This is a genomic window from Nucisporomicrobium flavum (assembly GCF_016464385.1).
Classification (GTDB): domain Bacteria; phylum Actinomycetota; class Actinomycetes; order Mycobacteriales; family Micromonosporaceae; genus Actinoplanes; species Actinoplanes flavus_A.
Map to the genome: position 1 here is coordinate 682,282 of NZ_JADMLH010000003.1, position 25,181 is coordinate 707,462.

The 25,181-nt window shown below is 72.0% G+C and carries 25 protein-coding genes; 16 read left to right on the top strand and 9 right to left on the bottom strand.

The features are described from left to right. Nucleotides 1-70 precede the first annotated feature (70 nt). The 3 genes from IT780_RS11180 to IT780_RS11190 are packed head-to-tail and all read left to right on the top strand — an operon-like array spanning nucleotide 71 to nucleotide 2,781. Entirely contained in the window at nucleotides 71-946 is an 876-nt protein-coding gene (locus IT780_RS11180) for a hypothetical protein (protein ID WP_199511366.1), read from the top strand. Between the two features lie 27 nt (nucleotides 947-973). Further along, nucleotides 974-2,161, top strand: a complete 1,188-nt coding sequence (locus tag IT780_RS11185; protein WP_199511367.1) for a sensor histidine kinase — start codon at nucleotides 974-976, stop codon at nucleotides 2,159-2,161. Further along, nucleotides 2,158-2,781 (top strand): response regulator, encoded by a 624-nt coding sequence (locus IT780_RS11190; protein WP_199511368.1) that lies wholly within the window; start codon nucleotides 2,158-2,160, stop codon nucleotides 2,779-2,781. Before IT780_RS11185 ends, IT780_RS11190 begins: the two co-directional genes overlap by 4 nt. Nucleotides 2,782-2,796: 15 nt before the next feature. Here IT780_RS11190 and IT780_RS11195 read toward each other — a convergent pair whose 3' ends face one another. The 7 genes from IT780_RS11195 to IT780_RS11225 all read right to left on the bottom strand — a co-directional run bounded on the left by IT780_RS11195 (nucleotide 2,797) and on the right by IT780_RS11225 (nucleotide 8,128). Beyond that, the gene (locus IT780_RS11195) at nucleotides 2,797-3,435 is read right to left on the bottom strand and encodes a LysE family translocator (RefSeq protein ID WP_199511369.1); all 639 of its coding nucleotides are present in this window, start codon (nucleotides 3,433-3,435) and stop codon (nucleotides 2,797-2,799) included. A 61-nt stretch (nucleotides 3,436-3,496) separates the two neighbouring features. Further along, entirely contained in the window at nucleotides 3,497-3,817 is a 321-nt protein-coding gene (locus IT780_RS11200) for a hypothetical protein (protein WP_233412527.1), read from the bottom strand. A 27-nt stretch (nucleotides 3,818-3,844) separates the two neighbouring features. Further along, complete coding sequence (locus IT780_RS11205; protein WP_199511371.1) at nucleotides 3,845-4,309, bottom strand: NADPH-dependent FMN reductase; 465 nt, start codon at nucleotides 4,307-4,309, stop codon at nucleotides 3,845-3,847. Next, nucleotides 4,306-5,379 carry an LLM class flavin-dependent oxidoreductase gene (locus IT780_RS11210; protein ID WP_199511372.1) on the bottom strand — a complete coding sequence of 358 codons (1,074 nt, stop codon included), beginning with the start codon at nucleotides 5,377-5,379 and terminating at the stop codon, nucleotides 4,306-4,308. The genes IT780_RS11205 and IT780_RS11210 overlap by 4 nt, the downstream gene beginning before the upstream one ends. Further along, a complete protein-coding gene (locus tag IT780_RS11215) occupies nucleotides 5,380-5,880 on the bottom strand; it encodes a flavin reductase family protein (protein WP_199511373.1) in 501 nt (166 codons plus the stop codon). An 8-nt stretch (nucleotides 5,881-5,888) separates the two neighbouring features. Then, on the bottom strand, nucleotides 5,889-6,989 hold the full coding sequence (locus tag IT780_RS11220; RefSeq protein ID WP_199511374.1) for an LLM class flavin-dependent oxidoreductase: 1,101 nt from the start codon (nucleotides 6,987-6,989) through the stop codon (nucleotides 5,889-5,891). Then, entirely contained in the window at nucleotides 6,986-8,128 is a 1,143-nt protein-coding gene (locus IT780_RS11225) for an acyl-CoA dehydrogenase family protein (protein WP_199511375.1), read from the bottom strand. The genes IT780_RS11220 and IT780_RS11225 overlap by 4 nt, the downstream gene beginning before the upstream one ends. Nucleotides 8,129-8,239: 111 nt before the next feature. Here IT780_RS11225 and IT780_RS11230 point away from each other — a divergent pair, with 111 nt between their 5' ends. From IT780_RS11230 to IT780_RS11285, 12 genes are all read left to right on the top strand, one after another. Further along, nucleotides 8,240-9,091, top strand: coding sequence for an ABC transporter permease subunit (locus IT780_RS11230; RefSeq protein WP_199511376.1), 852 nt, complete (start codon nucleotides 8,240-8,242; stop codon nucleotides 9,089-9,091). Further along, nucleotides 9,088-10,047, top strand: a complete 960-nt coding sequence (locus tag IT780_RS11235; RefSeq protein ID WP_199511377.1) for an aliphatic sulfonate ABC transporter substrate-binding protein — start codon at nucleotides 9,088-9,090, stop codon at nucleotides 10,045-10,047. The genes IT780_RS11230 and IT780_RS11235 overlap by 4 nt, the downstream gene beginning before the upstream one ends. Further along, on the top strand, nucleotides 10,044-10,754 hold the full coding sequence (locus IT780_RS11240; protein ID WP_199511378.1) for an ABC transporter ATP-binding protein: 711 nt from the start codon (nucleotides 10,044-10,046) through the stop codon (nucleotides 10,752-10,754). The genes IT780_RS11235 and IT780_RS11240 overlap by 4 nt, the downstream gene beginning before the upstream one ends. After that, a complete protein-coding gene (locus IT780_RS43050) occupies nucleotides 10,751-12,934 on the top strand; it encodes a molybdopterin-dependent oxidoreductase (RefSeq protein ID WP_199511379.1) in 2,184 nt (727 codons plus the stop codon). The genes IT780_RS11240 and IT780_RS43050 overlap by 4 nt, the downstream gene beginning before the upstream one ends. Beyond that, a complete protein-coding gene (locus tag IT780_RS11250; protein ID WP_199511380.1) occupies nucleotides 12,931-13,359 on the top strand; it encodes a cupin domain-containing protein in 429 nt (142 codons plus the stop codon). Before IT780_RS43050 ends, IT780_RS11250 begins: the two co-directional genes overlap by 4 nt. Before the next feature lies 1 nt (nucleotide 13,360). Further along, complete coding sequence (locus IT780_RS11255) at nucleotides 13,361-14,461, top strand: LLM class flavin-dependent oxidoreductase (protein WP_199511381.1); 1,101 nt, start codon at nucleotides 13,361-13,363, stop codon at nucleotides 14,459-14,461. Nucleotides 14,462-14,899: 438 nt separating this feature from the next. Continuing rightward, nucleotides 14,900-15,502: a winged helix-turn-helix domain-containing protein gene (locus tag IT780_RS11260; protein WP_199511382.1), complete on the top strand. Its 603-nt coding sequence runs from the start codon at nucleotides 14,900-14,902 to the stop codon at nucleotides 15,500-15,502. Nucleotides 15,503-15,853: 351 nt separating this feature from the next. Further along, a complete protein-coding gene (locus IT780_RS11265; protein WP_199511383.1) occupies nucleotides 15,854-17,119 on the top strand; it encodes an FAD/NAD(P)-binding protein in 1,266 nt (421 codons plus the stop codon). Between the two features lie 94 nt (nucleotides 17,120-17,213). Next, nucleotides 17,214-18,827, top strand: coding sequence for a glycosyl hydrolase family 28 protein (locus tag IT780_RS11270; protein ID WP_233412528.1), 1,614 nt, complete (start codon nucleotides 17,214-17,216; stop codon nucleotides 18,825-18,827). A 185-nt stretch (nucleotides 18,828-19,012) separates the two neighbouring features. Beyond that, on the top strand, nucleotides 19,013-20,140 hold the full coding sequence (locus IT780_RS11275) for a serine hydrolase domain-containing protein (RefSeq protein ID WP_199511384.1): 1,128 nt from the start codon (nucleotides 19,013-19,015) through the stop codon (nucleotides 20,138-20,140). A 203-nt stretch (nucleotides 20,141-20,343) separates the two neighbouring features. Continuing rightward, nucleotides 20,344-21,495 carry a serine hydrolase domain-containing protein gene (locus IT780_RS11280; RefSeq protein ID WP_233412684.1) on the top strand — a complete coding sequence of 384 codons (1,152 nt, stop codon included), beginning with the start codon at nucleotides 20,344-20,346 and terminating at the stop codon, nucleotides 21,493-21,495. Nucleotides 21,496-21,581: 86 nt separating this feature from the next. Next, the gene (locus tag IT780_RS11285; protein ID WP_199511386.1) at nucleotides 21,582-22,988 is read left to right on the top strand and encodes a condensation domain-containing protein; all 1,407 of its coding nucleotides are present in this window, start codon (nucleotides 21,582-21,584) and stop codon (nucleotides 22,986-22,988) included. Here IT780_RS11285 and IT780_RS11290 read toward each other — a convergent pair. Then, the gene (locus tag IT780_RS11290; protein ID WP_199511387.1) at nucleotides 22,942-23,601 is read right to left on the bottom strand and encodes a response regulator; all 660 of its coding nucleotides are present in this window, start codon (nucleotides 23,599-23,601) and stop codon (nucleotides 22,942-22,944) included. The genes IT780_RS11285 and IT780_RS11290 overlap by 47 nt on opposite strands. Then, nucleotides 23,589-24,971: a sensor histidine kinase gene (locus IT780_RS11295; protein ID WP_307831137.1), complete on the bottom strand. Its 1,383-nt coding sequence runs from the start codon at nucleotides 24,969-24,971 to the stop codon at nucleotides 23,589-23,591. Before IT780_RS11295 ends, IT780_RS11290 begins: the two co-directional genes overlap by 13 nt. Here IT780_RS11295 and IT780_RS11300 point away from each other — a divergent pair. Then, a complete protein-coding gene (locus IT780_RS11300; protein WP_199511388.1) occupies nucleotides 24,960-25,148 on the top strand; it encodes a hypothetical protein in 189 nt (62 codons plus the stop codon). The two genes, IT780_RS11295 and IT780_RS11300, sit on opposite strands and share 12 nt — an antisense overlap. The last annotated feature ends 33 nt before the right edge of the window (nucleotides 25,149-25,181 follow it).

The following is a 25,181-nucleotide window of genomic DNA, read 5'->3' on the forward strand; positions in this document are numbered from 1 at the left end:
GGCCGCGGGGACGACCGGACGGACCGGCGGTCGGGCGAAACGGCGCGTCGTGCCGGACAGCATCAGCGGTATGACTTCCGTGCCGCGCCTGCACCGCCCGTTGATGGTCCTCACCGCCGCCATGGCGGCGCTCGTCGTGGTCGCCGCGGTGGGCATCGTCGCCGATCCCCGCGTCCTGACCGGCATGCCGATCTGGGCGAAGCCGTTCAAGTTCGCCGTCTCGTTCACCCTGTACGCCGCCACACTCGCGTGGATGCTGTCGTTGCTGCCCCGCCGCAGCCGGGCCGCCGAGCGGGCCGCCACGGTCGTCGTCGCGGCGAGCCTGGCCGAGATGATCGTCATCGTCGGGCAGGTGCTGCGGGGCACCACCAGCCACTACAACATGACCACCCCGCTGAACTCGGCGCTGTGGAGCGTCATGGGCATCGCGATCATGGTGCTGTTCGCCGGGCATCTGGTCATCGGCCTCGTCGTCCTGCGCGCCCGCATCGCCGATCGTCCCGCCGCGCACGCCGTCCGGTGGGGGCTCGGGCTGACGCTGCTGGGGATGCTGGTGGCCGTACCCATGACGCAGTCCCGGATGGCGCACAGCGTCGGCGTGGCCGACGGCGGGCCCGGCCTGCCGCTGACCGGTTGGAGCACGACCGGGGGAGACCTGCGCATCGGCCACTTCGTCGGGCTGCACGCCCTGCAGGCGCTGCCGCTGCTGGCGCTTCTCCTGGGCCGCCGGTTCGACGAGGCGACCCGGCTGCGGCTGCTGGCCGTCGGCGGCTCCGCGTACGGCGTGCTCACGCTGCTGCTCACCTGGCAGGCGCTGCGGGCCCAGCCGCTGTTGCGCCCGGACGCTCTCACTGTCGCGGCCTTCGCGGCGCTCGCCGCCGGAACCGCCGTCGCCGCCACCGCGGTCATCCGGGCCCGGCGACCCGAGCTGACCCTCGCCGCGTGACCGGCGGCCCGGCCTAAGGTGGTCCCCGTGGGATGGGTGACGCGGCTGTTCGACGCACGGGACTCGTTCGTGCGGATGCTGCTGCTCGACCTCAGCGGCCTGTCGTACCTGATCTTCAGCACGCCGGGCCGCTCGCCCACCACCGCGCAGTGGATCCTCGCCGGGACCGCCTTCGCGGCGGCGCTCGCCCTGCACCGCTGGCGCGTGGCCAACCTGCTGGTGCAGTCCGCGCTGCTGATCGCCGCGCTCGTGCTGCTGGACGACCCGCTGATCAACCAGGTGGGCACCGGCTGGGCGCTGCTGGAGCTGACGATGTGGGCGCCGCGGCGCCCGCTGCTGTGGGGCGGCGCCGGCATGGTCGCCACGATCTACCTCGTGGACGGGTACGCCCGCGGCCCGCAGCAGTGGCAGGCGCCGGTCGTCGGGCTGACCGTGGTCGTGGGCCTGCCGGTGCTGCTCGGCCTGGTCATCCGGACCACCCGCGAACTGGGGTTGCAGGCCGAGGCGAAGGCGGCAGCCGAGCGCGGCCGGCAGGAGTCGGAGACCCGGGCGGCCCGGGCCGCGGAGCGCACCGCGATCGCCCGGGAACTGCACGACGTCGTGGCGCACCACGTGGCGTCGATGGTGCTCCGGGTCGGCGTGGCCCGGCACGTGCTGCCCGGACTCGACCCGCGGGTGGCCGAGGTGTTCGACGACGTGCACGGCACCGGCACGGCGGCGCTCGCGGACCTGCGCCGGCTGGTCGCGGTGCTGCGTGACCCCTCGGTACGCACCGACGCGGCGCTCACCGCGATCGGCCCGGAAGACCTCCCCGCCGCCCTCGCTGCGGCCGTCTCCACGGCGGAGCAGGCCGGGCTGACGGTCGACAGCGACATCGACGAGGAGGTGGGCACCATCGACGCCGTACGCGGCATGGCGGTCCTGCGGCTCACGCAGGAGGCGCTGACCAACGTCGCCCGGCACGCCGGTCCCGCCGCCCGGGCCCGGGTCCGCGTCGCCGTGGCCGGCGGGGACGTGAGCTGGTCGGTGACGGACGACGGCGGCGGGGAGGCGCCCGGCCTGCCCTCCGGCGGCGGCCACGGCCTGACCGGGATGCGGGAACGGGTCGAGGTGCTCGGCGGCCGGCTGACCGCGGGCCCGTCCGGCAACGGATGGCGGGTGGAGACCGTGCTTCCGGCGGCACCGGCCGCCGCGACCGCCGAGGGGGTCGCGTGATCCGCGTGCTGCTGGTGGACGACCAGCCGTTGATCCGGGCCGGGCTGCGCATGCTCTGCGAGGCGGAGGCGGGCCTGACGGTGGTGGGTGAGGCGGCCAACGGCCGCGACGCGATCGAACTGGCCGCCCGGCTCACGCCCGACGTCATCGTCATGGACCTGCGCATGCCGGGCGTCGACGGCATCACCGCCACCGGGCGCATCCTGGCCGCCCGGTCCGCCACCCGGGTGCTCGTGCTGACCACGTTCGGCGACGACGACCACCTGTACCCGGCGCTCACCGCGGGAGCCTGCGGCTTCCTGCTCAAGGACGCACCCCCGGAGGAACTCCTCGACGGCATCCGCCGCGCGGCGGCGGGCGACAGCCCGTTCAGCCAGGACGTCCTGCGCCGCCTGGTCCAGCGGGCCGTGCACGCCCGGGCCGACCGGCCGCAGCCGGTGGCGGGGCTGACCGCGCGCGAGCGGGACGTGCTGAACCTGGTCGCGGAAGGGCTGTCGAACACGGAGATCGCCGAACGGCTCCACATCGGAGTGACGACGGTCAAGACGCACATCACGAGCCTGATGGCGAAGACGGGCAGCCCCAACCGGGTACGGCTCGCTCTGTGCGCCCGTACCTAGAGACCACGGCCCCGGTCAGGCGGGGCGGGCGCGGTCGGTGGCGAGGCGCAGGGCGAGGGCGCCGAGGACCGTACCCATCACGTAGCGCTGCATCCGGAGCCAGCCCGGCCGGCGCGCCAGGAAGACCGCGATCGTGCCGGCCGCAGAGATGATCGCCAGGTTCACCGCGAGGCTGACGGCGATCTGGACGCCGCCGAGCACGAAGCCCTGCACCATGACGTTGCCGGCGCCGGGGCGGACGAACTGGGGGATCAGCGACAGGTACATGATCGCGGCCTTGGGGTTGAGCAGGTTGGTCAGCAGCCCCATCGTGAACAGCCGGCGCCCGGAGTCGACGGGCAGCTCGCCGGGGGCGAAGACCGAGGTGCCGCCGGGGCGCAGCGTCTTGACCGCCAGCCAGCCGAGGTAGCCGGCGCCGGCCAGCTTGACCACCACGTACGCCTCCGGCACGTGCACGAAGATCACGGAGAGTCCGAGGTTGGCGGCGGTCAGGTAGACCAGGAAGCCGATCGCGACGCCGCCCAGCGAGACGACGCCGGCCCGGCGGCCCTGGGTGATGCTGCGCGAGACCAGGTACATCATGTTGGGGCCGGGCGTCAGGACCATGCCGAGCGCGACGGCGGCGACCCCGAGCAGGGCGGCGAAGCTGATCACGTACGCCAGCCTGCCCGGGGGTGACAGCCGCCGGGAGAGCCAATCGGCGATCCGTGGTGCCTCAGGCGCGCAGGCGGGCGGCGATCGCGTCCACCGCCTGCTTGGCGGTGAGCAGGTCCGCGCCCGTCTCCGCCCGGTACGCCCGCACCGCGTCGATCAGCCGGTCGTTGCGCAGCAGGTTCTCGACCTCGGGGTACGCCGGCTCCGGGACGACCGCGCCGAGATGGGCGATCACCGCGTCGAGCTTGTTCTCGATCGTGGCGAGGCGGGCCGTGATGCGCTGCCGTTCCCGCCGCTCGATGCCCGCCGTCCCGACGGCGAGCAGGATCAGCCCGACCAGCAGCGCCCCGAGCACGACGACCGAAAGGATCTCCATTCCCATGCGACGATAGTGCCAGGTCAGGGCCAGTCAGGCGGCCAGCGCGGCGGCGTATCTGCCCGCGAGCGCCGCCGATTCGCCGAGATCGGCTTCCACCACGGGCAGCGCCGGGAGCACGGTGGCGCCCAGTTCGCCCAGCAGCTGCGACAACAGCTTCGCGGCGGCCTCGGCCTGCGGTGCCACGCCGGCAGTGACCACGGGTACGGCGCGGACGCCGGCGAGCGCGTTCGCGGGCAGCTGGTCGAGCAGCACCTTGAGCACACCGGTGTAGCTGCCCTTGTACGTGGGCGTCGCCACGACCAGCACCTCGGCGTCGCGGACGGCGGCGACGGCCGCGGCGGTCGCCTCGTCGCCGGGCGTGAGCAACCCCGGGCCGAGCGCGCCGACCTCGACCGTTGCGGACGCCCCGCCCAGCGCGGCCCCCACGGCCGTGGCGAGGACCGAGGTGCGCGACCCCGCCCGCGGGTTGCCGGAGACGACGACGATTCCGCTCATGCCGGTGGCTCCTTGAGGTTGAGCAGCGGGAGGACGCCCTCGCCGAAGCGGAACGCCTCCTCGAGGTGGGGTTGCCCGGACAGGATGACATGGTCGATGCCGAGAGCCCGGTACTCGGCGATCCGCTCGGCGACCTCGGCGTGGCTGCCGACCAGCGCCGTGCCCGCGCCGGGGCGGACCAGGCCGAAGCCGGCCCACAGGTTCGGCGAGATCTCCAGGTCGTCGCCGGTGGTCAGGGCGGCCATCCGGCGCTGCCCCTCGGACTCGGTGCGGGCGAAGCGTTCCCGCGCGGCGGCCACGGCGGCGGCTGGGATGCCGTTCAGCAGGGCGTCGGCCTCCGCCCACGCCTCGGCCGCGGTGTCGCGGGTGATGACGTGCAACCTGATCCCGTACGTCAGGGTCCGGTCGTGCTCCTTGGCGAGGCTGCGTACGGCGTCCAGCTTCGCCGCGACGGCCGCCGGTGGTTCGCCCCACGTGAGGTACGTGTCGGCATGTGCCGCCGCGACCCGCAGCGCAGCCGGCGAGGAACCGCCGAAGAACACCGGGGGTACGGGCACAGGCGCGGCCCGCGTCGTGGCCCCCGCGACCCGGTAGTGCTCGCCGTCGAAGTCGTACGGATCGCCGGACCAGGCCCCACGCAGCACCGTGAGGAACTCGGCGGTGCGGGCGTACCGCTGGTCGTGGTCGAGCCAGTCGCCGAAGCGGCGCTGCTCGGTGGACTCGCCGCCGGTCACGACGTTGAGCAGCAGCCGCCCTCCGGAGATCCGCTGGTACGTCGACGCCATCTGCGCGGCGAGCGTGGGCGAGATCAGGCCGGGGCGGAAGGCGACCAGGAACCGCAGCGTCCGCGTCTCGGCGAGCAGGGCCGCCGTGGTCAGCCACGAGTCCTCGCAGAACGTGCCGGTCGGGGTGAGCACCCCGGTGAAGCCCAGCTTCTCGGCGGCCCGTGCGACCAGCGCCAGGTAGTCCAGGTCCGGTGGCCGCTCGGTGGCGACGGTGGCAGCGGCCTGCCCGCCGCTGGTGATGCCGCGGCTGTCCCCGGCGGTGGGCAGGAACCAGTGGACGTGCATCTACGCGGTCCGCTTCAGGTGCGCGTAGCTGCCGTCGTGGTAGACGAGCGGGGTGACGGAGGCGTCCTCGTGGTGCTCGCCCTGCGACGGGGTGGCCAGCACGATGGTGTGGTCGCCGGCCTCGACGCGTTGCGTCACCCGGCAGACCAGCGTGGCGAGGACACCGTCCAGCAGGGGTACGCCGTCCGGGCCGGATCGCCAGGCGCCGTGCGCGGCGAACCGGTCGATGCCCCGGGTGGCGAACGTCCGGGCCACGTGCTCCTGCTCCCGGGTCAGCACGTGCACGGCGATCGTCTCGGCGGCCCGCACCGCGGGCCAGGCGGAGGCCGTGCGGGCCAGGCAGAACGAGACCAGTGGCGGGTCCAACGAGACCGAGGTGAACGAGGTGGCGGTGAAGCCGGCCGGCGGTGTACCCGGCGCGGTGATCACGACGACGGCCGCGGCGTGGCGGCGCAGCAGCGAGCGGAAGAGGTCGGCGTCCACGAGCGTGGTGACGGTCACGTGCCCCCCTAAGCGGATACGAGCGAGCGGTGAGCCAGTTCCTGGCGGACCAGCGGGATGAGGTGGCGCCCGTAGTCGACGGCGTCGTCGACCGGGTCGTAGCCGCGGATGAGGATCGTGGTGACGCCGAGGTCGATGTAGTCGAGCAACGCCTTCGCGACGGTCTCCGGCGAGCCGACGAGGGCGGTCGAGTTGCCCTGCGCCCCGCTGGCCCGGGCGGTGGCCGTCCACAGTGCCCGGTCGTGCCGGTCGCCGTTCGCGGCCGCGGCGAGCAGGCGCTGGGAGCCGACGTTCTCCGGCTGCGGGCCGCCGAGCACCCGCGTCTTGTCCCCGGTGAAGGAGCCCTTCCCGCCGCCGCTCGCCTCGATGGCCGCGAGGATCCGCTCGGCGCGCTCCCAGGCCAGCTCGTCCGTGGCGGCGAGGATGGGCCGGAAGGAGACGCTGATGCCGAGCGGCCCCCGTTCCGCCGCCCGCGCGGCGGCCTGCACCGAGGCGATCTGCTCGGCGGTCTCCTTCAACGGCTCGCCCCACAGCGCGAACACGTCGGCGACGGCCCCGCCGACCCGGTACGCCGCCGCCGACGAGCCGCCGAAGTACAGCGGGATCCGGTGCGCCGGTTGGGCCAGCAGGGAGAAGTCCTCGAACCGGTAGAACCGGCCCTCGTGGGAGAACGGCTCCGGCGACGACCAGGCCCGGCGCAGGATCCGCAGGTACTCCTCGGTACGGGCGTACCGGTCGTCCTTGGTCAGGTAGTCGCCGTCGCGGCGCTGCTCGGCGTCGGAGCCGCCGGTGATGGTGTGCACCGCGACGCGCCCGCCGGACAGCTGGTCCAGGGTGGCGAACGTCCGCGCCGCCGTGGTGGGCGCGACGAACCCGGGCCGGTGCGCGATGAGCAGGCCCAGCTCGGTGGTGTGCGCGGCGGCGTACGCGGCGACCTGCGTCCCGTCCGGCGTGGACGATCCGTAGCCGATGAGGATCCGGTCGAAGCCGGCATCCTCGTGCGCGCGGGAGAACCGGCGCACGTACGCGGGGTCGATCGGCGGCCCCGATGGCGCCCGGGTCTCCGACACGTCCCGCGTGCCGATCATCCCGACGAACTCCACGGTCATCGTACGGTTCCTTCCAGAAGGTCGCGGCCGGCGGCGCCCAGCACCACGTCGTCCTGCGGGGTGTGGATGCGCCCGCACAGCACGTCGCGCAGGTGCCGTTCCAGGGGGTTGCGGCGGGTCAGGCCGGCGTTGCCGATGAGCGCCACGGCGCGCTGCACGGCGTCGATCGCTGCGTTGGTGACCACGGTCTTGGCGAGGTTGGCGTGGGTGACGTCGCCGGAATCAGCGGTGGCGGTCAGCAGGGTCTGCGCGGACACCAGCGACGCCTGGATCGCGCCGACCTCGCTCTGGAAGCGGGGGAGGGAGGCGAGCGGCTTGCCGAGGTTGGTCGGCACGCGCTCCTGCAGGTAGCCGGCGAGCCAGTCACGGGCCGCGTACGCCACTCCGAGGTAGATCGCCGCGATGCCGAGCGCATTCCACGCCCTAAGGTCGCCGCCCTCCTGCCCGCCCAGCCCTAGCACCGCGCCGGCCGCCACCGGCACCCGGTCGAACGTGACGTCGTCGCTGCGCGAGGCCCGCAGTCCGAGGTGGTTCCAGGTGCGCTCGATCTCGATGCCGGGGGAGTCCGTACGCACCAGGAACGCCCCCGTCCGCACCGGATCCTCGTCGGTACGTGCCCACACCTGCATCCAGCGCAGCCCGGCGGCCCCGGTCGAGAAGATCTTGTGACCGGTGAGCTCCCAGCCGTCCGCGGTACGCCGGGCCGTCGTGGCGGGCAGGCCGCCGCGTGCCGGGGTGCCCAGGTCGGGCTCCACCCGCAGCGCGTTGATGAGCGTGGGGCGTTGCGCCGACTCGGCGAGCACCTCGGCGTACAGCTCGGCGGGCCACCCGTGGGTCTGTGCCTGGGCGGCGTGGGCGAACAGCGTCATCGCGCTGATCAGGGCCACGGACGGATCACCCTGGCCGAGCGCGGTGAGGGTGCGCACGGTGTCGGTGAGGGTGCCGCCGGGGCCGCCGTACCCGGTGCCCACGGTGAGGGTGAGCAGGCCGGCCTCGTGGACGACGGCGAGGCCGTCGACCGGCAGCTCGGCGGTCCGGTCGTGGGTCTCGGCGTGGGCGGCCAGGGTCGCGGTGACGTCCAATAGATGGGAAAGTCTTGGTTTCGGCAGTGCCTGGGCATCCGCGGCGGGGGTGGGCATGGGCCTTACCGTGCGCCTCTCGCAGGCGAGGTGTCAACGGTGATCCCATATCCTAGTAAACCTAGGGGGTTTACTTGACATGGAGAACTTGGCACCGCAAGAGTTGCCGCCATGTCCACCCCTGCCATCACCGCTGTCGAACTCCGCGGTCCGGCGGTGCAGACCAGCGCACCGAGGGTCGCTCCGCGCCGTCGCGGGCTGCCGTACAAGGTCATCTCCTGGGCCGTGCCGCTGCTGCTGCTCGGCGTCTGGGAACTGCTCGCCCGGGCCGGGGTGATCGCACCGAACGTGCTGCCCGCGCCCAGCTCGGTCGGCACCACCGCCTGGCGGCTGACCGAGACCGGCGAGCTGCCGACCCACCTGTGGGAGAGCCTGAAGCGGGCCGCGATCGGGCTCGCCATCGGCGGCAGCCTCGGGCTCGTGCTCGGCACGCTGACCGGCTTCTCCCGGCTCGGCGAGGCCATCGTCGACCGCAACATCCAGATCGTGCGGGCCATCCCGTTCCTGGCGATCCTGCCGCTGGTGATGGTCTGGTTCGGCGTCGGCGAGAGCGGCCGGTACTTCCTGGTCGCGCTCGGCACGCTCTTCCCGATCTACCTCAACACCGTGCTCGGCATCCGCCAGGTCGACCCGAAGCTGCTGGAGATGGGCCGCGTCATCGGCCTGCCCCGGCTGCGCCTGGTCCGCACGGTGATCCTGCCCGGCGCGCTGCCGTCCGTGCTGCTGGGCGTACGGCTGGCGCTCACCAACGCGTGGCTCGCGCTCGTCATCGCCGAGACGGTGGGCGCGCCCGCCGGCATCGGCTACATGGCCACCAACGCCCGCGAATTCCTGCAGACCGACGTGATCGTCCTGGTCATCGTCCTGTACGCGCTCATCGGCCTGACCACCGACCTGATCGCCCGGGCCCTGGAGCGACGTCTCCTGGCCTGGCACCCCAATTACACCGGAGGAACCAAGTGACCCTGTCCCGTCGCAACTTGCTGGGAGCGGCCCTCTCTCTTCCCGTGCTCGCGGCGTGCGGCAGCACCGCGGCCGAGGCCGGCGGGCGCAAGAAGGTCCGGCTCACGTACGGCGTGATCTCGGTGCCCAAGACCCGCGGCGTCTTCGAGAAGACGCTCAAGGATCAGGGTATCGACGTGGAGTGGGTGGGCCCGTTCCCCAACCACGCGCCCACCCTGCAGGCCGTCGCCACCGGCACCGCAGACTTCAGCTTCGGCGGCAGCTCCACCCCGGCCGACCAGGCGCTGCTGTCCGGCAACAAGCTCAAGTACGTCGCCTGGGCCAAGACCGCCCCGCGGCTGTCGTCGATCCTCGTGCTGCCGAACTCGGGCATCACCTCCGTCAAGGACCTGGCCGGCAAGAACGTCGCCGTCAACAAGGCCGGGCTCGGCGAGTTCCTGCTCGTCGCGGCGCTCGAGAAGTACGGAGTGCCGCGCGAGTCGGTCACCTTCACGTACCTCAACCCGCCGGACGCCGCCCCGGCCTTCGCCAGCGGCAAGGTGGACGCGTGGGGCATCTGGTCCGGCCCGATGGAGCTCGCCGAGGTGCAGTACGGCGCCAAGCGGCTCTTCACCGACGGCAAGGAGCTCGACCGGCAGATCGACTTCGGGACATACCTGGTCCGCGAGGAGTATGCCAAGAAGGAGGCGGACACGATCCGCAAGGTGATCGCCGCGTACAAGGCCGAGGCGGACTGGGCCAACGCGAACCAGGCCGAGGCGCAGAAGATCGGCAACGAGGTGTCCAAGTACCCGCAGCCGGTCGTCGACAAGATCGTGGAGCAGAACGTGCAGACGACGTGGAGCCTGATCAACGACGAGGGCATCGCCGCGCTCCAGGCCGGCGCGGACTGGCTCAGCGAGCGCAAGGTGCTCAGCGGCAAGATCGACATCGCCGAGCACGCGGTGAAGCTGTGAGCACCGCCGTCGAGGCGCCCGCCGTCGTCGCGCGCTCGGTCACCCGCCGCTACGGCGACCGCACCGTGCTGCACGAGCTGGACCTGCAGATCCGGCGCGGCGAGTTCGTCGCGCTGATCGGCAAGAGTGGGTGCGGCAAGACCACGCTGCTGCGTACGCTCGCCGGCATCGACCCGGTGGACGGCGGTGACCTGACCGTCCCGCCGTCGTCCACGGTGGTCTTCCAGGAGCACCGGCTCCTGCCGTGGTGGCGGGTCTGGCGCAACGTCGCGATCAACTTGCCGCGCTCGACCGCCCGGGCGCGGGCACAGTCCGCGCTGGAGGAGGTCGGCCTCGGCGACCACGCGGAGGCGTGGCCGGTCACCCTCTCCGGCGGCGAGGCGCAGCGGGTGGCGCTGGCCCGCGCCCTGGTCCGCGAGCCGGAGCTGCTGCTGCTCGACGAGCCGTTCGCCGCGCTGGACGCGCTCACCCGCATCCGGATGCACGGCCTGGTCCGCGACCTCATCTCCCGGCACCGCCCCGCCGTGCTGCTGGTCACCCACGACGTCGACGAGGCGATCCTGCTCGCCGACCGGGTGCTGACCATGCGCGACGGCCGGATCGCCGCCGACCACCGGGTCACCGCGGCGGCCCGCTCCCGCGGCGACGCGGCGTTCGTCGCGCTGCGCGCCGAGCTGCTCGCGGAGCTGGGAGTCGTCGAGCGGTGACCACCACCAGCAGCTCGCACTGGGGAGCGTTCCGGGTCGACGGGACGGGACCGGCGCTGCGCGTCACGCCCCGCCCCGGCGACCCGGATCCCTCGCCGCTGCTGGGCAACATCGCCGCCGCGCACCGGCACCGCTCCCGGGTGGCGCGGCCGGCGCTGCGGCGCAACCGGGCGGGGCGCGGGTACGACTCCTTCGAGGAGGTCACCTGGGACACCGCGCTCGACGCCGTGGCCGAGGCGCTGGCCGGCGTCCGGGACCGCAGCGCGATCTTCGGCGGCTCGTACGGCTGGGCCAGCGCCGGCCGCTTCCACCACGCCCAGTCCCAGCTGCACCGCTTCCTGGCCCTCGGCGGCGGCTTCACCGGGTCGCGCAACAGCTACAGCCTCGGCGCGTCCCTCGTGACGTTCCCGCACCTGGTCGGCCCGCGCGGCGCCCACGACGTGATCCGCGCGGGCACCGACTGGCCGGTGATCGCCGCCCACACCGACCTGATCGTCGCGTTCGGCGGCATCCGGACCGCCAACACGTCCGTCACCCCGGGCGGCCGGGCGACGCACGACTTCCGCGGCCACCTGCGCGCGGCCACGGCCCGCGGCCTGCGCGTCGCCTCGCTGTCCCCGCTCCGCGACGACCTTTCGCCGGAACTGCGCGGAGACTGGTTCCCGATCCGCCCCGGCACCGACGTGGCCGTCATGCTCGCGCTCATCCACGTGCTGGCCGAGGAAGGGCTCGCAGACCTGGACTTTCTCGAGCGGCGCACGGTAGGTGCCGAACGCCTGCTCGCGGACGTCAAGGACAAGACCCCGGCCTGGGCGTCGGCCGAGAGCGGCCTGCCAGCGGAGTCCATCGTGGACCTGGCCCGGCGCATGGCGGCCGGCCGCACGCTGGTCACGGTGAGCTGGTCGCTGCAGCGCACCCCGTACGGCGAACAGCCGCTGTGGGCGGGCCTCGCGCTGGCCGCGGCACTCGGCCAGATCGGGCTGCCGGGCGGCGGCTTCGGGCACGGGTACGGCTCGATGGGCGACGTCGGCGGCGGCCGGCTCCCGTACGGCCTGCCGACCTTCCCGCAGGTCCCGAACCCGGTGCCGGACTTCATCCCGTGTGCGCTCGTCGCGGACCTGTTGCTGCGCCCGGGGGAGCAGTTCGACTACGACGGGCGGCGGCACACGTTCCCGCCCATCGAGCTCGTGTACTGGGCCGGCGGCAACCCGTTCCACCACCACCAGGATCTCGGTAGGCTGCGGCGCGCGTTCCAGCGGCCCCGGACCGTGGTGGTGCACGAGCCGTACTGGACGGCCACCGCGCGGCACGCCGACGTGGTGCTGCCGGTGACGACCCCGCTGGAACGCGACGACCTCGGCGTCGGGCGCGGAGACACCCACCTGATCGCGATGCAGGCCGCGGACGCCCCGTACGCCGAGGCCCGCGACGACTACGCCATCTTCACCGACCTCGCAGCCCGGCTCGGGTATGGCGATGCCTTCACCGAGGGGCGGACCGTGCCGGAGTGGCTGCGTCATCTCTATGAGAGCTGGCCGCACGGGCCCACCTTCGACGAGTTCTGGGCGCTCGGTGAGCTGGAGCTGCCCGGACGCCGGGAGGACACCGTGCTGTTCGCGGACTTCCGGGCCGGCCGTCCGCTCGACACCCCCAGCGGCCGCATCGAGCTCTGGTCGGACACCGTCGCGGGCTTCGGATACGACGACTGCCCGGGCGTGCCCACGTACTTCCGCCCTGAGCCGGCACCCATCGTGCTCATCTGCAACCAGCCGCCGACCCGCCTGCACTCCCAGCTGGACATGGGTGCCGTGTCCCGCGACTCGAAGGTGCACGGGCGCGAGCCGCTGCGGATGAACCCGTTCGACGCCGCGGCGCGCGGCATCCGGGCCGGAGACGTCGTGCGTGTGCACAACGAGATCGGCAGCCTGCTGGCCGGGGTGGTGCTCTCCGACGACTGCATGCCGGGCGTGGCGCAGCTGGCCACCGGCGCGTGGTTCGACCCGTCCGCGCCGGACGTGGCGACCTGCGTACACGGAAATCCGAACGCGCTGACCGCCGATGCGGGCACGTCCCGGCTCTCCCAGGGCTGTACGGGCCAGCAGGCCCGGGTCGAGATCTCCCCGTTCACCGGGCCGCTGCCGCCGGTCCGCGCCTACGAACCCCCGTTGGAGAACCCATGACGGACGACTTTCACCAGAGGCTGCACCACATCGCGCCGCTCGGGCTCTCCGGCGACACCGCGCAGACCACCGGCATGCGCCGCGTCGAAGCCATCAGCGGCAAGACCGTCGGCAGCAAGGACCTGTGGATGGGGGAGACCCACGTCGCCGCGTCGACCGCCAGCGACAACCACCACCACGGGGAGTCCGAGACGGCCATCTACGTCGTCCGCGGCAACCCGGTCTTCGTCTTCCTCGACCCGGACACCGGCACGGAACGGCGCCTCGAGACGAAACCCGGCGACTACGTGTTCGTGCCGCCGTGGGTGCCGCACCGCGAGGAGAACCCCGACCCCGAGAACGAGGCGGTCGTCGTCATCGCCCGTACCACGCAGGAGGCCATCGTCGTCAACCTGCCTTCCCTCCGGCCGTCCGGAAAGGACTGACATGCCCGTCGACTTCATCGGCCTCATCGCCACCCAGGACGGCTCCGAGAGCACGCCCGCGACCACGGCGCTGGTCGACCCGGCGTACACCGCGCGGATCGCCCGCGCGCACGAGGACTCCGGCTTCGACCAGGTGCTCATCGGATACAGCTCGGCGTACCCGGACGGGGCGCAGGTGGCGGCGTACGCGGCGGCGCACACCACCACGCTGACGTACCTGGTGGCCCACCGCCCCGGCTTCGTGGCCCCGACGCTGGCCGCCCGTACCTTCGCGACCCTCGACCACTTCACCGGCGGCCGCGTCACCCTCAACATCATCACCGGCGGCCACGACGGGGAGCAGCGCCGCGACGGCGACTACCTGAGCAAGGACGACCGGTACGCCCGCACCGACGAATACCTGACGGTCCTGCGTCAGGCGTGGACGTCTGACTCGCCGTTCTCCTTCGCGGGGCGCTTCTACCGCTTCGAGGACTTCGTCTCCCAGGTCAGGCCCGTGAACGGCACGATTCCGCTGTACTTCTCGGGTTCCTCGCCGGCCGCCTATGCCACCGGCGTGAAACACGCGGACGTCCACATGTTCTGGGGGGAACCGCTCGCGCAGATCGAGGAACAGATTGCGGCCGTACGCGCCGCAGCGGACGCGGCCGGGCGCCCGTACCCCCGGTTCTCGGTGTCCTTCCGCCCCATCCTCGGTCCCACCGAGGAGCTGGCGTGGGAACGCGCGCACGGCATCCTGGACCGCATCGGCGCGGTGTCGGCGCCCCGCTTCTTCCGCAACCGCGACCGCGACAACCCGGCCAACGTCGGCTCCCAGCGCCTGCTCGCCGCGGCGGCCACCGGCGACCGGCACGACCGAGCACTGTGGACGGCCACAGCCAAGGCAAGCGGCGCGGCGGGCAACTCGACCGCGCTGGTCGGCACCCCGGACACCGTCGCCCGGGCGTTGCTGGACTACTACGACCTGGGCGTCACGACGTTCCTGATCCGGGGGTACGACCCGCTGGACGACGCGGTCGACTACGGCCGCGAGCTGATCCCGTCGGTCCGGGCCGAGGTCGCCCGTCGCGAAGCGGAGCGGCTGGTAGGCGCTGCGGGCTGATCCCGTCCGTCCGGGCCGGGGCCGACCGCCGCGAGTAGATGACTTTCGCCGGTCCGGTCACGGCCGGACAGGAATGTCAAATGTGCGCGCCGTCACCTTTTCGGGTGGCGGCGCGCCGGCTTTGTATTTTCGGTGGAAAATACTCCCGCATTCTGGATTTCTTTTGACCCGGATCGGCGGAGCGAGAAGGATCGCACGTATGCAGTTGCGCGACGCACGACTGACGTCCCGCCTCGCCATCGATCTCCTCCGGTGCGCGAGTGCCCGGTGTTGCGCCTGCTGATCCCCCGGTGCGCCGGCTGACTCCCGCCGGTACCCCTTCTGCATGATCTTCTGCGCGCCGCGGTGCGCCTATAAACCTATCCCACACATGGGAAAAGTATTGTTTATCCGCCGCCGAGATCCGGCTGCGGTGACACCCTCCGGAGGGCCGAAACCATGTCCGTTCTCGCCGTCGCCGACCTGTCCCCGAGCCGCACCACCCAGGCCGACCTGTCCCTGGGCCGCACGGCCCCCGCCCGCCGGGGCCCCGCAGGCCGCCCCCGCGCCGCCGCCCGCCTGCGCGCCCTCCCGGCGGACCCGGCCTCGTCGGTCACCGTCACCATCACCCTCGGCGCCCCCGGCTCGGAGGAGAGCGAACGCGTCCTGGCCGCCCTCCGCGACCTGCTCGCCGCCGCCGGCCCCGGCGCCGACATCGCCCTCGATGCGCCCACCCTGCCGGGGCAGGCCCTGCCCTCGGCGACCGGAGGCCTCCGCCTCTCGACCCGCCCTCGTACGGTCACCCTCGACGGCCACCCCCTCGACCTGAGCCGCCTCGAATACGAACTTCTCCTCTTCCTGGCCCACCACCCCCGCCAGGTCTTCAGCCGGAACCAGCTCCTCGGCCACGTCTGGGGACACACCCACACCACTGTCCGCACGGTCGACGTCCACGTGAGCCGGCTCCGCACCAAGCTCGGCAACCCCGACATCGTGACGACGGTGTACGGCGTCGGCTACCGGCTCTCGGACGAAGCAACCATCACCGTCGACGAATCCTGAGCAGGCCGGCCTCACGCGGTGCCCGGGCGAGGTCCACGCCTTTTCACGTACGCCCCCAGTGAAGCGGGAGTGGCACACGCCCGGCCGCTTGCCGTCCCGGCCGGGATCACGCCGCCATCCGGCCCCGTGGGCCCCGCCGGGTCGCTCGCGCCGGGCCGCTCGCGCCGGGCCGCTCGCGCCGGGTCGCTCGCCTTTTTCTCGCCGGTGCGAGCATTGCTCGGCCGGTCCGCCCGGTCTTGTTCCGCTTCGGTCGTCCGATTTCGTTCCGGTTGTCGTCGAAGGTGGCGGCGTGGCTCTCTAGCTTCCAAAGCCTGTTTTCCCTATCGTGTTAATAGGAGATAGGGGGAAGCCATGCGGCGTACGGTGGCGGTGGTGGGCGGGGGCTGTTCCGGCGTTCTGGTGACGCGGGAGCTTCTCAGCAACGGTGAGGACGACGTCGTGCTCGTGGAGCCGGGGGAGCCCGGCGGCGGCGTCGCGTACGGTTCCGCGCGGCCCTGGCATCTGCTGAACTCGCGGGCCGGGGCGATGAGCGCCGACCCTGACGACCCCGGTCACTTCGCGCGCTGGTCCGGTGCCGCGCCGGCCGAGTTCCGGCCGCGCAGTGAGTACGGGCGCTACCTGCGTACCGTGCTCGACGCGGCCGTTGCCGCCCACCCCGGCCGGTTCCGGCTACGCCAGGCCCGGGCCACACGGGTCTTTCCCGAAGCCGGCCGCGGCACGGTCGTGCTGGACGACGGTACGGCGGTGCGGGCCGACCACATCGTCCTCGCCACCGGAGGTCCCGCTCCGGCCCGGCAGCGGCTGGGACACCCGAACTACATCGACGACCCGTGGCGCCCCGGTGCGCTGGACGCCCTGCCGCCCGACCGGCCGGTGCTGCTGGTCGGCACCGGCCTGACCGCCGTCGACGTCGCCCTGACCCTCACCGCGGACGGCCGCCGCACCGCCCCCGTCGTCGCGGTGAGCCGGCGGGGCCTGCTGCCGCTCACCCACACCGTCGCCGCCGCGCCGCCCGCCGCGCCGGCGCTCGACGACTGTGCCACGCTGCGCGACGTCGTCCGGGCCGTACGGGCCGCCGCCGGCGACGCGGGAGACTGGCGTCCGGTGGTGGACGGGATGCGGCCGTACCTGGACCGCCTGTGGACCGCGCTGACCGCCGACGAGCAGGATGCCTTCCTGCGGCACCTCGCCCGTACGTGGGAATGTCACCGGCACCGCATGGCCCCGGAGGTGGCGGCCCGGGTGGTCGGCCTGCGCGAGGCCGGCCTGCTGGAGATCCGCCGCGGCGGGGTGGCCGCCTGGCCGGGCCTCGCGGACTACGCGGCCGTGGTCAACTGCGCGGGCCCGGGCCGGCTGCCGGGCAGCGCGGGGCCGCTGGTCGCCGGGCTGCTGGAGGCCGGTCTGGCCACGCCGGGGCCGCACCAGCTGGGGCTGGCCATCGACGCCCAGGGCCGGGTGGTCGCGGCGGACGGCCGGGTGCACGACCGGCTCTGGCTGATCGGGCCGCTGCGGCGAGGCACGCAATGGGAGACGACCGCTGTGCCGGAGATCCGGGCGCAGGCGCGGAGCCTGGCGACCGACCTCCAGCCGGGCCGCGAACTCGCCAAGGTGGCATAGCAGCCGGCGATTGGGTAGTGAGCTGGATGGACCACCCGGAACGAGCTCAGAAGGATCGGGGCATCCGTTGCCCGCTCGAAGGAGCTGTTCCGCCTTGACCAGAGCCCGATCGACGTTCTCTCACCTCATTGCCATCGCCCTCGTGCTGGTCGGTGCCGTCGTCCTGATGCGACCCGCCGCCGCTGCCGCGGCGCCGGCCGCCCTGCAGGTCTATCCCGTCCCATCGATCTATCCCGCGTCGAGCGACTACCGGCTGGCCGTCAACGGCGTCGACGTTCCCGTCATGAAGCTGCCCGGGTACGACGTCGCCCAGCTCGCGATGGGCTCGGGGACGGCCACGGTCGCCGTCACGAAGCTGAACAACACGACCATCGGGGCGTACAGCATCAGCCCGCAGAAGCTCGGGCTCGCCGGCTCCGTGAGCGGATCCACCCTGACGTTCACCGTACCGAGCGACGAATACCTCATCGTCAAGCTCGACGGCCGCCCCAACCTGGTGCTTGCCATCGACCCGGCCGAGACGAACCGGCCCGCGTCGTCGGGTGCCGGCGTCTACAACGTCCGGTCGGCGCCGTACTCCGCGCAGCCCGGCACCGGCGGCTACTCCACCACCGCGTTCCAGAACGCGTTGAACGACGCCGCCGCGTGGGGCTCGGCCAACGGGCGGCAGGGCATCGTCTACGTACCCGCGGGGGTGTGGACGCTGGGCAACCTGTACCTGCGCAGCAACCTTGCGCTGTACCTCGAGCCGGGCGCCGTACTGCGCTACACCGGCGTGCGCGCCAACTACACCGCGCACTGGCACAAGGATTCGCAGAACCGCGACGTCACCTGGTTCCTCTCGACGCGGTACTCGTCGACGAACATCACCGTCTACGGCCGGGGCGTCATCGACGGCAACGGCGCGGCGAGCCTGCAGCCCTCGAACCTCGGGGTCAACCTGCTGGTGCCGGTCCTGACGAACGGGTTCACCGCCGACGGCATCACGTTCCGGGAGTCCAGCAGCTGGGCGGTGACCCCGACCCGTTCCACCAACCTGTCGTTCCGCAACGTCAAGACGTTCAACCGGTTCGACATGGGCGAGAACGACGGCATCGACGTCATGGAGTCGACGAACGTCCGGGTCACCCATGCCATCGGGATAGGGCTGGACGACCCGTTCAGCACCAAGACGTGGGCGGCCGACACCGACATCCTGCGCAACGTTCCCGGCGGCTCGCGCCCGCTCGACGACGTCGTCTTCGACGACATCATCTCGTGGACGTACTGCTACGGCGTCAAGGTCGGGCAGGGCGTCCTGCAACCGCAGACCGACGTGACCTTCCGCAACGTCGTCGTCCACGACGCGGCCGTCGGCATCGGCGTCCACCACAAGTACGGCGCGGCCGAGGCCGCCGGCATCACGTTCTCCGACGTCGACATCGAACACCTGAGCTTCAGCAACGACGGCAACCGGACGTGGCTGGCTCTCTGGACCGGCACCGCGCTCGGGGTCGGGCCGGTCGACGGGGTGACGATCTCCCGGGTACGCGTCCGCGACGCCGGCACCACGCCCGCTCGGATCAACGGCCAGCCGGGCGCGGCGATCACCGGCGTGAGGATCTCGTCCGTCGTCATGCCGGGCAGCTCCACCCCGGCCGGCACGCTGGCTCAGCTGAAGATCACCAACGTGTCCGACGCGGGACCGGTGACAATCGCCGGCGCTTAGGGTGCCTCCGCTACCTCGATTGTGCAGCAGGCGGGATAGATCGTTCGAATGCGGACGCGAAGACTCGGTTCGTCCGAAGTCGACGTACCGACTTCCTTCGATCAGAGGAGCTGTCCACCTTGTCTGTGCACCTTTCCGAACGGGATCGACTGTCTTCCGGGAGGCGTCGCCGTGCGATCGCCGCGGTGGCCGCCGCGGCGATCGCGGCCGGCGGACTCGCGTTCACGGGCCCGGCACCGGCCGCCCAGGCCGAGCTCCGCCACGACCCGGTGCAGCAAAGCCTGGACAAGCTCGTCGGCGCCGACCGGCACCCGGGCGCGCTCGCCGCAGTCCGCGACCGGCACGGTCGGACCCGGTACTACGCGGCCGGCGTCGGTGATCTGCGGACCGGCGCGAAGGTTCCGCTGAACGGCAGGGTCCGGATCGGCAGTGCCAGCAAGATGTTCGCCGCTGTCGTCGTGCTGCAGCTCGTCGAAGAGGGCAAGGTGAGGCTCGACGCCTCGGTCGAGAGCTACCTTCCCGGCCTGGTGTCCGGCAAGGGCGTGGACGCCACCAAGATCACGGTGCGTCAGTTGCTGCAGCACACCAGCGGTCTGCCCGACTACACCGATGCGATGTTCCCCACGAGGGACGCCATCCTGCCGTACCAGCACGTCTACCTCGCACCGCGGGACCTGGTCGACCTCGCGAACGCCATGCCGGACGGCGTACCCGCGGGCGAGCACTGGTCGTACAGCAACACCAACTACGTGCTGGCCGGTCTGATCGCGCAGCGGGTCACCGGCCGCCCGTTCAACGAGCTGGTCACCGACCGGGTCATCCGGCGGATCGGCCTGCGTGACACGTACGTGCCCGAGGCCGGGGACCAGGAGATCCGCGGCCGGCATCCGCACGGTTACCAGCGCGACGGGGCGACCGACGAGCTGCTCGACTTCACGCGGATGGACCCCGGCTGGGGGTGGGCCGCCGGCCAGCTGATCTCCACGCCGGGCGACCTCAACACGTTCGTCCGCGCGCTGCTGCAGGGCAGGCTCCTCGAGCCCGCTCAGCTGGCAGAGATGCGCACCACCGTCCCGGTAGGACCCGGGGCGGACCAGTCCTACGGGCTCGGCCTCTTCAGGTTTGCGCTGAGCTGCGGCGGCTTCGCCTGGGGACACGGCGGTGACATTCCCGGCTACTCGACCTCCAACGCGGTCACCGACGACGGGCGGGCGGTGACCGTCGTGGTCACCTCCCTCCGCGGATCGGTCAAGGACCAATCGGTGGAGACGGACCGGTCGGCACTCGTCGAAGCCGCGCTCTGCAAGAAGTGAGAATGTCGCTCCCGATATTGGTAGTGCTGGCTGTACCAAACGCTGTGCAGCACGGGGGATCGCCGTTTCCGGCCGTGCTGACCAAACTGTCGAAGACAATTCCGAACGAGTGATCAGGAGTTTCCGTGTCCACTGTTGTGTATCAATCGGCGCGAAAGGCCAGAGCGGCCTTCGGGCGGCGTCGTGGTGTGCTGGCCGTGACCATGGCGGCCGTGGCCGCCGCCGGTATCGCGGTCGCGGGGGTGGCGTCGGCGGGCGAGTCCGGGAGCAGAACGGGACCGGCGAAGAACAAGGCGTTACAGGCGAGCCTGGACGCGATCGTCCAGGACGGGTCGCTGCCCGGAGCTCTGATGTCGGTGCGGGACCGCAATGGGCGGGTGACGAACTACACGGCCGGAGTGGGCGACGTCCGGACAGGGGCGGACGTGCCGGTGGACGGCTACACGCGGATCGCCAGTATCACCAAGATGTACACCGCCGTGGTCGTTCTCCAACTGGTGGGTGAGGGCAAGATCGCCCTCACCGACACGGTGGAGAAGTACCTGCCCGGAGTGGTGCGCGGAACCGGAGAAGGCGCGCCCCTCGACGGCCGGAAGATGACTGTCCGGCAATTGCTGCAACACACCAGCGGGCTGGACTCCTACACGTTTGTGAGCAAGGGAATCCTCCCAATCCGGAACCGCTTCTTCGACGCCCGGGAACTGCTGGACTCGGCATTGACCCAGAAGCCGACCTTCGGCCCGGGGGAGAAGCCGGTGTGGAGCTACAGCAACGCCGGCTACATCCTGCTGGGCCTGGTGGCGCAGAAGGTGACGGGGCGGCCGTTCGCCGAGGTGGTCACGGACCGGATCCTCCACCGGGCCGGGCTGACGGAGACCTACTTCCCTGCTCCGGGTGAACGTGGCATCCGCGCTCCGCACCCGCGGGGTTACATGTTCACACCGGACGAGAACGGCAGGCCGATCCCCGGCAGCGACCTGGTCGACATCACCCGGTTCGACCCGTCGATCGCCGGTACGGCCGGGCAGATGATCGCCACCCCCAGCGACGTGAACAGGTTCCTCGTCGCGCTGCAGGGCGGCCGGCTGCTCAAGCCCCGCGAGCTGGCGGCCATGCGCACGACGGTGGATGCGCCGGGATTCCCCGAAGGCTGGCGCTACGGCCTGGGCACGATCGAGTTCAAGCTCTCCTGCGGGATCACCGCGTACGGGCACGGCGGCGACGCCGACGGTTTCCAGAGCCGCGCCGCGATCACCCCGGACGGCCGGGCCGTCACGCTGGTCGGAACCAGCGACGAGGCGCATCAGGCGGAAATCCTCGCCCTGTTCGACAAGGCCCTGTGCGCCAGCAACTGACAAGCCTCTCCGGGCCGGTGCGGTGGGCGATGCCACCGCACCGGCCCGAGTGCTGTCGCCCTACGTGATCCGGATCTGGAGCCGCCATGCGTACGCTGTCCCGCGTCGAGCGACGCACCCCCGCATCGGCCGCGCAGGCGCATTACTGGCGCCGGAACCAGCTGCACCACCCCACCGCGATGTCGAACATCGCGACGGTTCTCCGCGTGACAGGGCCCCTCGACGTGCCATGCCTGCATCGGGCCGTCCACGACGTGATCGCGCGGCATGAGCCGCTGCGGACGTTGTTCCGACCGGACGCGACCGGGCTGGAACAGGAAATCATGAGAGCCGGGTCCGTCCCGGAAGTCTTCCGCACGGTGACGATCGGGGCGTCGGACCTCGATCAGCAGCTGCACCACGAAGCCCGGCGGCGTTTCGACCTGGCGACCGAACCGCCCATCCGCGTCACGGCGTACCGCCTGGCGCCTGCCGAGCATGCCGTGCTGTTCGTCCTCCACCACGTCGCTTTCGACGGGCTGTCCGCGAAACCGTTCGCCGACGACATCACCGACGCCTACACCAGCCGGCTCGCGGGTGCGGCACCCGTCTGGGCGGCCCTGCCGAGCCGGTACGCCGACTTCATCCGCTGGCAGCGGGACCGCCTCGGTGACGTCGCCGACCGGACGAGCCGCTGGTCCAGCCAGACCGCGTACTGGCAGCGGGCACTGGCCGGCATGCCGGCTCAGCCCGCATTGCCGTACGACCGGCGGCCGTCCGGGATTCCCGCCTACCGCAGCGCGGCCGTCCCGTTGGACTTCGATGCCCACGCGTACGCGACGCTGCGCAGGATCGCGAAGGACGCGGGCGTGACGCTGTTCGTCGTCCTGCACGCCGCTCTGGCCGTCACCCTGAGTTCCCTCGGTGCCGGCGACGACATCGTCATCGGCTCACCCGTCGCCGGACGCTTCCATCGCGACTTCCGGCAGCTGGTCGGGTGCTTCATCAACTTCGTGACCCTGCGTAGCGTGCTGGCGCGGAACCTGTCGTTCGACGCGCTGCTTCGTACGGTTGCCGAGGCCGACCAGGCCGCGCTCGCCAACCGTGACCTCCCCATCGACGACGTCAGGTACCTCCACTCGCCGGCCGGACACACCCCGCAGCCTGCTCAGGTGTTGCTCGCGTTCGACGCCTTCGGCGCGGCGGCGCCGCGAGTCGATTTCCCGGGCGCCCGCACGACGATCCGGCCGGTCGAGACCGGCACGACCGTCTACGAACTGGACGTCACCCTGTCGGTGCGGTTCGACAGCCGGGGACGGCCCGTGGGAATGACCGGTGCCCTGTATTACGCGCAGGACCTCTTCGACCTGTCCACCGCCCATGCCGTGGCCGACCGGTTCCGGACGACGATCGGTGACCCCGCAGCAGCCTGGGACACGGCCCGGCGCGGCACCGTTTCCGGCACTCTCACGGCTGCGCCTGCGTGTCCTCCAGGTAGCGGAGCACTGCGGTGACCCGGCGATCGGCGTGGTCGAGCGGGGTGAGGTCGAGCTTGGCGAAGATGCTGCGGATGTTCTTGTGCACCGCCCCCTCGGTGACGAACAGCCGTGCCGCGATGGCGGTGTTGCCGAGTCCCTGGGCCATCAGCGACAGCACGTCCCGCTCCCGCGGGGTGAGCCGGTCCAGGGCGGAGTCCGGGCGGCTGCGGGCGAGGAGCTGCCCGACCACGTCCGGGTCGACCGCGGTGCCGCCGTCCGCGACCCGGCTCAGGGCCGAGAGGAATTCCTCGACCCGGCCGACCCGCTCCTTGAGCAGGTAGCCGAGCCGGTCGGCGCCGTCGGCGAGCAACGTGGTGGCGAAGCTGTGCTCGACATAGGCCGAGAGCACCAGCACGGCGAGCCCGGGCTGCCGGCGCCGCGCTTCACCGGCGGCGACGATGCCCTCGTCGGTGTGGGTGGGGGGCATGCGGACGTCCACGATGGCCACGTCCGGCTGGTGCCGCTCCACGGCGGTGAGGAAGCCGGCCGGGTTGTCGGCGGTCGCCACCACGTCGAGCCCCTCCGCCCGCAGCAGCAGCGCGAGACCCTCCCGCAGCAGGGCGTCGTCCTCGGCGATCACGATCCGCACGGCAGCTCCACGTTCATCGTCGTCGGCCCGCCGGGCGGGCTGGTCAGCTCGAACTTTCCGTCGTACGCCTCGACCCGGCGCCGCATGCCGGCAAGGCCGGACCCGCCGGTCTCGTCGGCGCCGCCGCGACCGTCGTCGCTCACGCTGAGCCGCAGCCGGCGCGTCCGCGTGTCCATCACGACGGTGACCGCCACGGTCGTGGCGCCGCTGTGCTTGACCGCGTTGGTCAACGCCTCCGCGACCAGGAAGTACGCGGTCGCCTCGACCGACGCCGCGCATCGGGCGGGCAGATGCACATCCAGAAGGCACGGCAGAGCGCATCCGGCGACCAGGCCGTCGAGCGCACCGGCGAGTCCCCGGTCGTCGAGGACGGGAGGCAGGATGCCGCGCACCACCGTGCGGAGCTCGTCGAGAGCCTCTTCGGCGGCACGTTGCGCGCGGTCGAACAATTCCTCGCCGGCCGCCGGATCTCGGGTCAGAGCCCGGCGAGCGGCGCCGAGCAGCACGGTGACCGCTACCAGGCGGTTCTGCGTACCGTCGTGCAAGCTGCGCTCGATCCGGCGCAACTCTGCGGCATGGGCGTCCAGGGCGGCGGCGCGGCTGGCGGTCAACTCGGCGACGCGCACGCTGAGGTCGGTGCCCGGAGCCGGCGTCAGGAGCCGGCGCCCCGGCCACGCCTGCAGCCGGGCCAGCCACTGGCCCGCGCCGAAGAGCGCGCCGATCATGACGGCGCCCAGCAGGGACACGGCGATCGCGTCGCCCAGATCCTCGATCCGCCACGAGACCAGCCCCGGGCCGCCCTCCTCGGGCGGCACCAGACGGTGCCAGAGGGGAAAGGTCAAGCTCTGCAACCCGGTCAGCGGAAACGTCAGCCCCAGAATGCCCAGGGCAAGGCCGAGGGAGGCGTGCATCGGCAACCAGACGAGTTCGCGACGCACGGCCGGGTCGCGTAGCGCGGGCCCGATCCGCCTCGGCACGGGTGGTGCGCCGAAGACTTCCGGGCCCCAGCGCGAAAGCCGGCCTCGTTCGCGGTCGGCGGCCGTCCGTACGGCCCGCAGCGCATGAGGGATCAACGGAATTCCGGCGCCGCCGAGACTCAAGGCGAACACGACGAGCAGACACAACAGTGCCGCGACGGCGAGGATCGCCGTGCTGAGACCACCGACCAGATGTTCCAGGGCGTCGACCGTGGCTCGTATCCGCTCACCCATATACCGCCGCATGTCCGCCTCCAGCGATTTCATTTCGCGCCATGACGCTAGGCCAGCGAGGGGTGGTGAAGCAGTACAGCAGGCTGTACTGAATGTCGTTGAGGTGGCGGGATCGTCACTTACCGCTTTTCCGATTAGCGTGTGGTCATGACGGACCACATTTCCTCGAACAGCAGCCCCCTCCGACCGGCCCTGTGGCTGCTGTTCTTTCTCAGCGTCACGGCGAACGCCATCACGTCGGGCATCGGTGCGACGCTTGTCAGCGTGTTGTTCGGTGTCATCGCTCTCAGCTGCGCCGTATCTCTGGTGGTCCACCATTACCGTCACCGTGAATAGCGATCATCGGTCGCCCGGCCGCCGAATGGCGGC

What these genes read in the sequence shown, in the direction of transcription:
- IT780_RS11255 (WP_199511381.1), top strand. Translation starts at nt 13,361, where the DNA reads ATGCCCGTCGACTTCATCGGCCTCATCGCCACCCAGGACGGCTCCGAG.
- IT780_RS11225 (WP_199511375.1), bottom strand. Translation starts at nt 8,128, where the DNA reads ATGCCCACCCCCGCCGCGGATGCCCAGGCACTGCCGAAACCAAGACTT.
- IT780_RS11265 (WP_199511383.1), top strand. Translation starts at nt 15,854, where the DNA reads ATGCGGCGTACGGTGGCGGTGGTGGGCGGGGGCTGTTCCGGCGTTCTG.
- IT780_RS11280 (WP_233412684.1), top strand. Translation starts at nt 20,344, where the DNA reads ATGGCGGCCGTGGCCGCCGCCGGTATCGCGGTCGCGGGGGTGGCGTCG.
- IT780_RS11210 (WP_199511372.1), bottom strand. Translation starts at nt 5,379, where the DNA reads ATGCACGTCCACTGGTTCCTGCCCACCGCCGGGGACAGCCGCGGCATC.
- IT780_RS11220 (WP_199511374.1), bottom strand. Translation starts at nt 6,989, where the DNA reads ATGACCGTGGAGTTCGTCGGGATGATCGGCACGCGGGACGTGTCGGAG.
- IT780_RS11300 (WP_199511388.1), top strand. Translation starts at nt 24,960, where the DNA reads ATGACGGACCACATTTCCTCGAACAGCAGCCCCCTCCGACCGGCCCTG.
- IT780_RS11250 (WP_199511380.1), top strand. Translation starts at nt 12,931, where the DNA reads ATGACGGACGACTTTCACCAGAGGCTGCACCACATCGCGCCGCTCGGG.
- IT780_RS11180 (WP_199511366.1), top strand. Translation starts at nt 71, where the DNA reads ATGACTTCCGTGCCGCGCCTGCACCGCCCGTTGATGGTCCTCACCGCC.
- IT780_RS11200 (WP_233412527.1), bottom strand. Translation starts at nt 3,817, where the DNA reads ATGGGAATGGAGATCCTTTCGGTCGTCGTGCTCGGGGCGCTGCTGGTC.
- IT780_RS11230 (WP_199511376.1), top strand. Translation starts at nt 8,240, where the DNA reads ATGTCCACCCCTGCCATCACCGCTGTCGAACTCCGCGGTCCGGCGGTG.
- IT780_RS11260 (WP_199511382.1), top strand. Translation starts at nt 14,900, where the DNA reads ATGTCCGTTCTCGCCGTCGCCGACCTGTCCCCGAGCCGCACCACCCAG.
- IT780_RS11285 (WP_199511386.1), top strand. Translation starts at nt 21,582, where the DNA reads ATGCGTACGCTGTCCCGCGTCGAGCGACGCACCCCCGCATCGGCCGCG.
- IT780_RS11205 (WP_199511371.1), bottom strand. Translation starts at nt 4,309, where the DNA reads ATGAGCGGAATCGTCGTCGTCTCCGGCAACCCGCGGGCGGGGTCGCGC.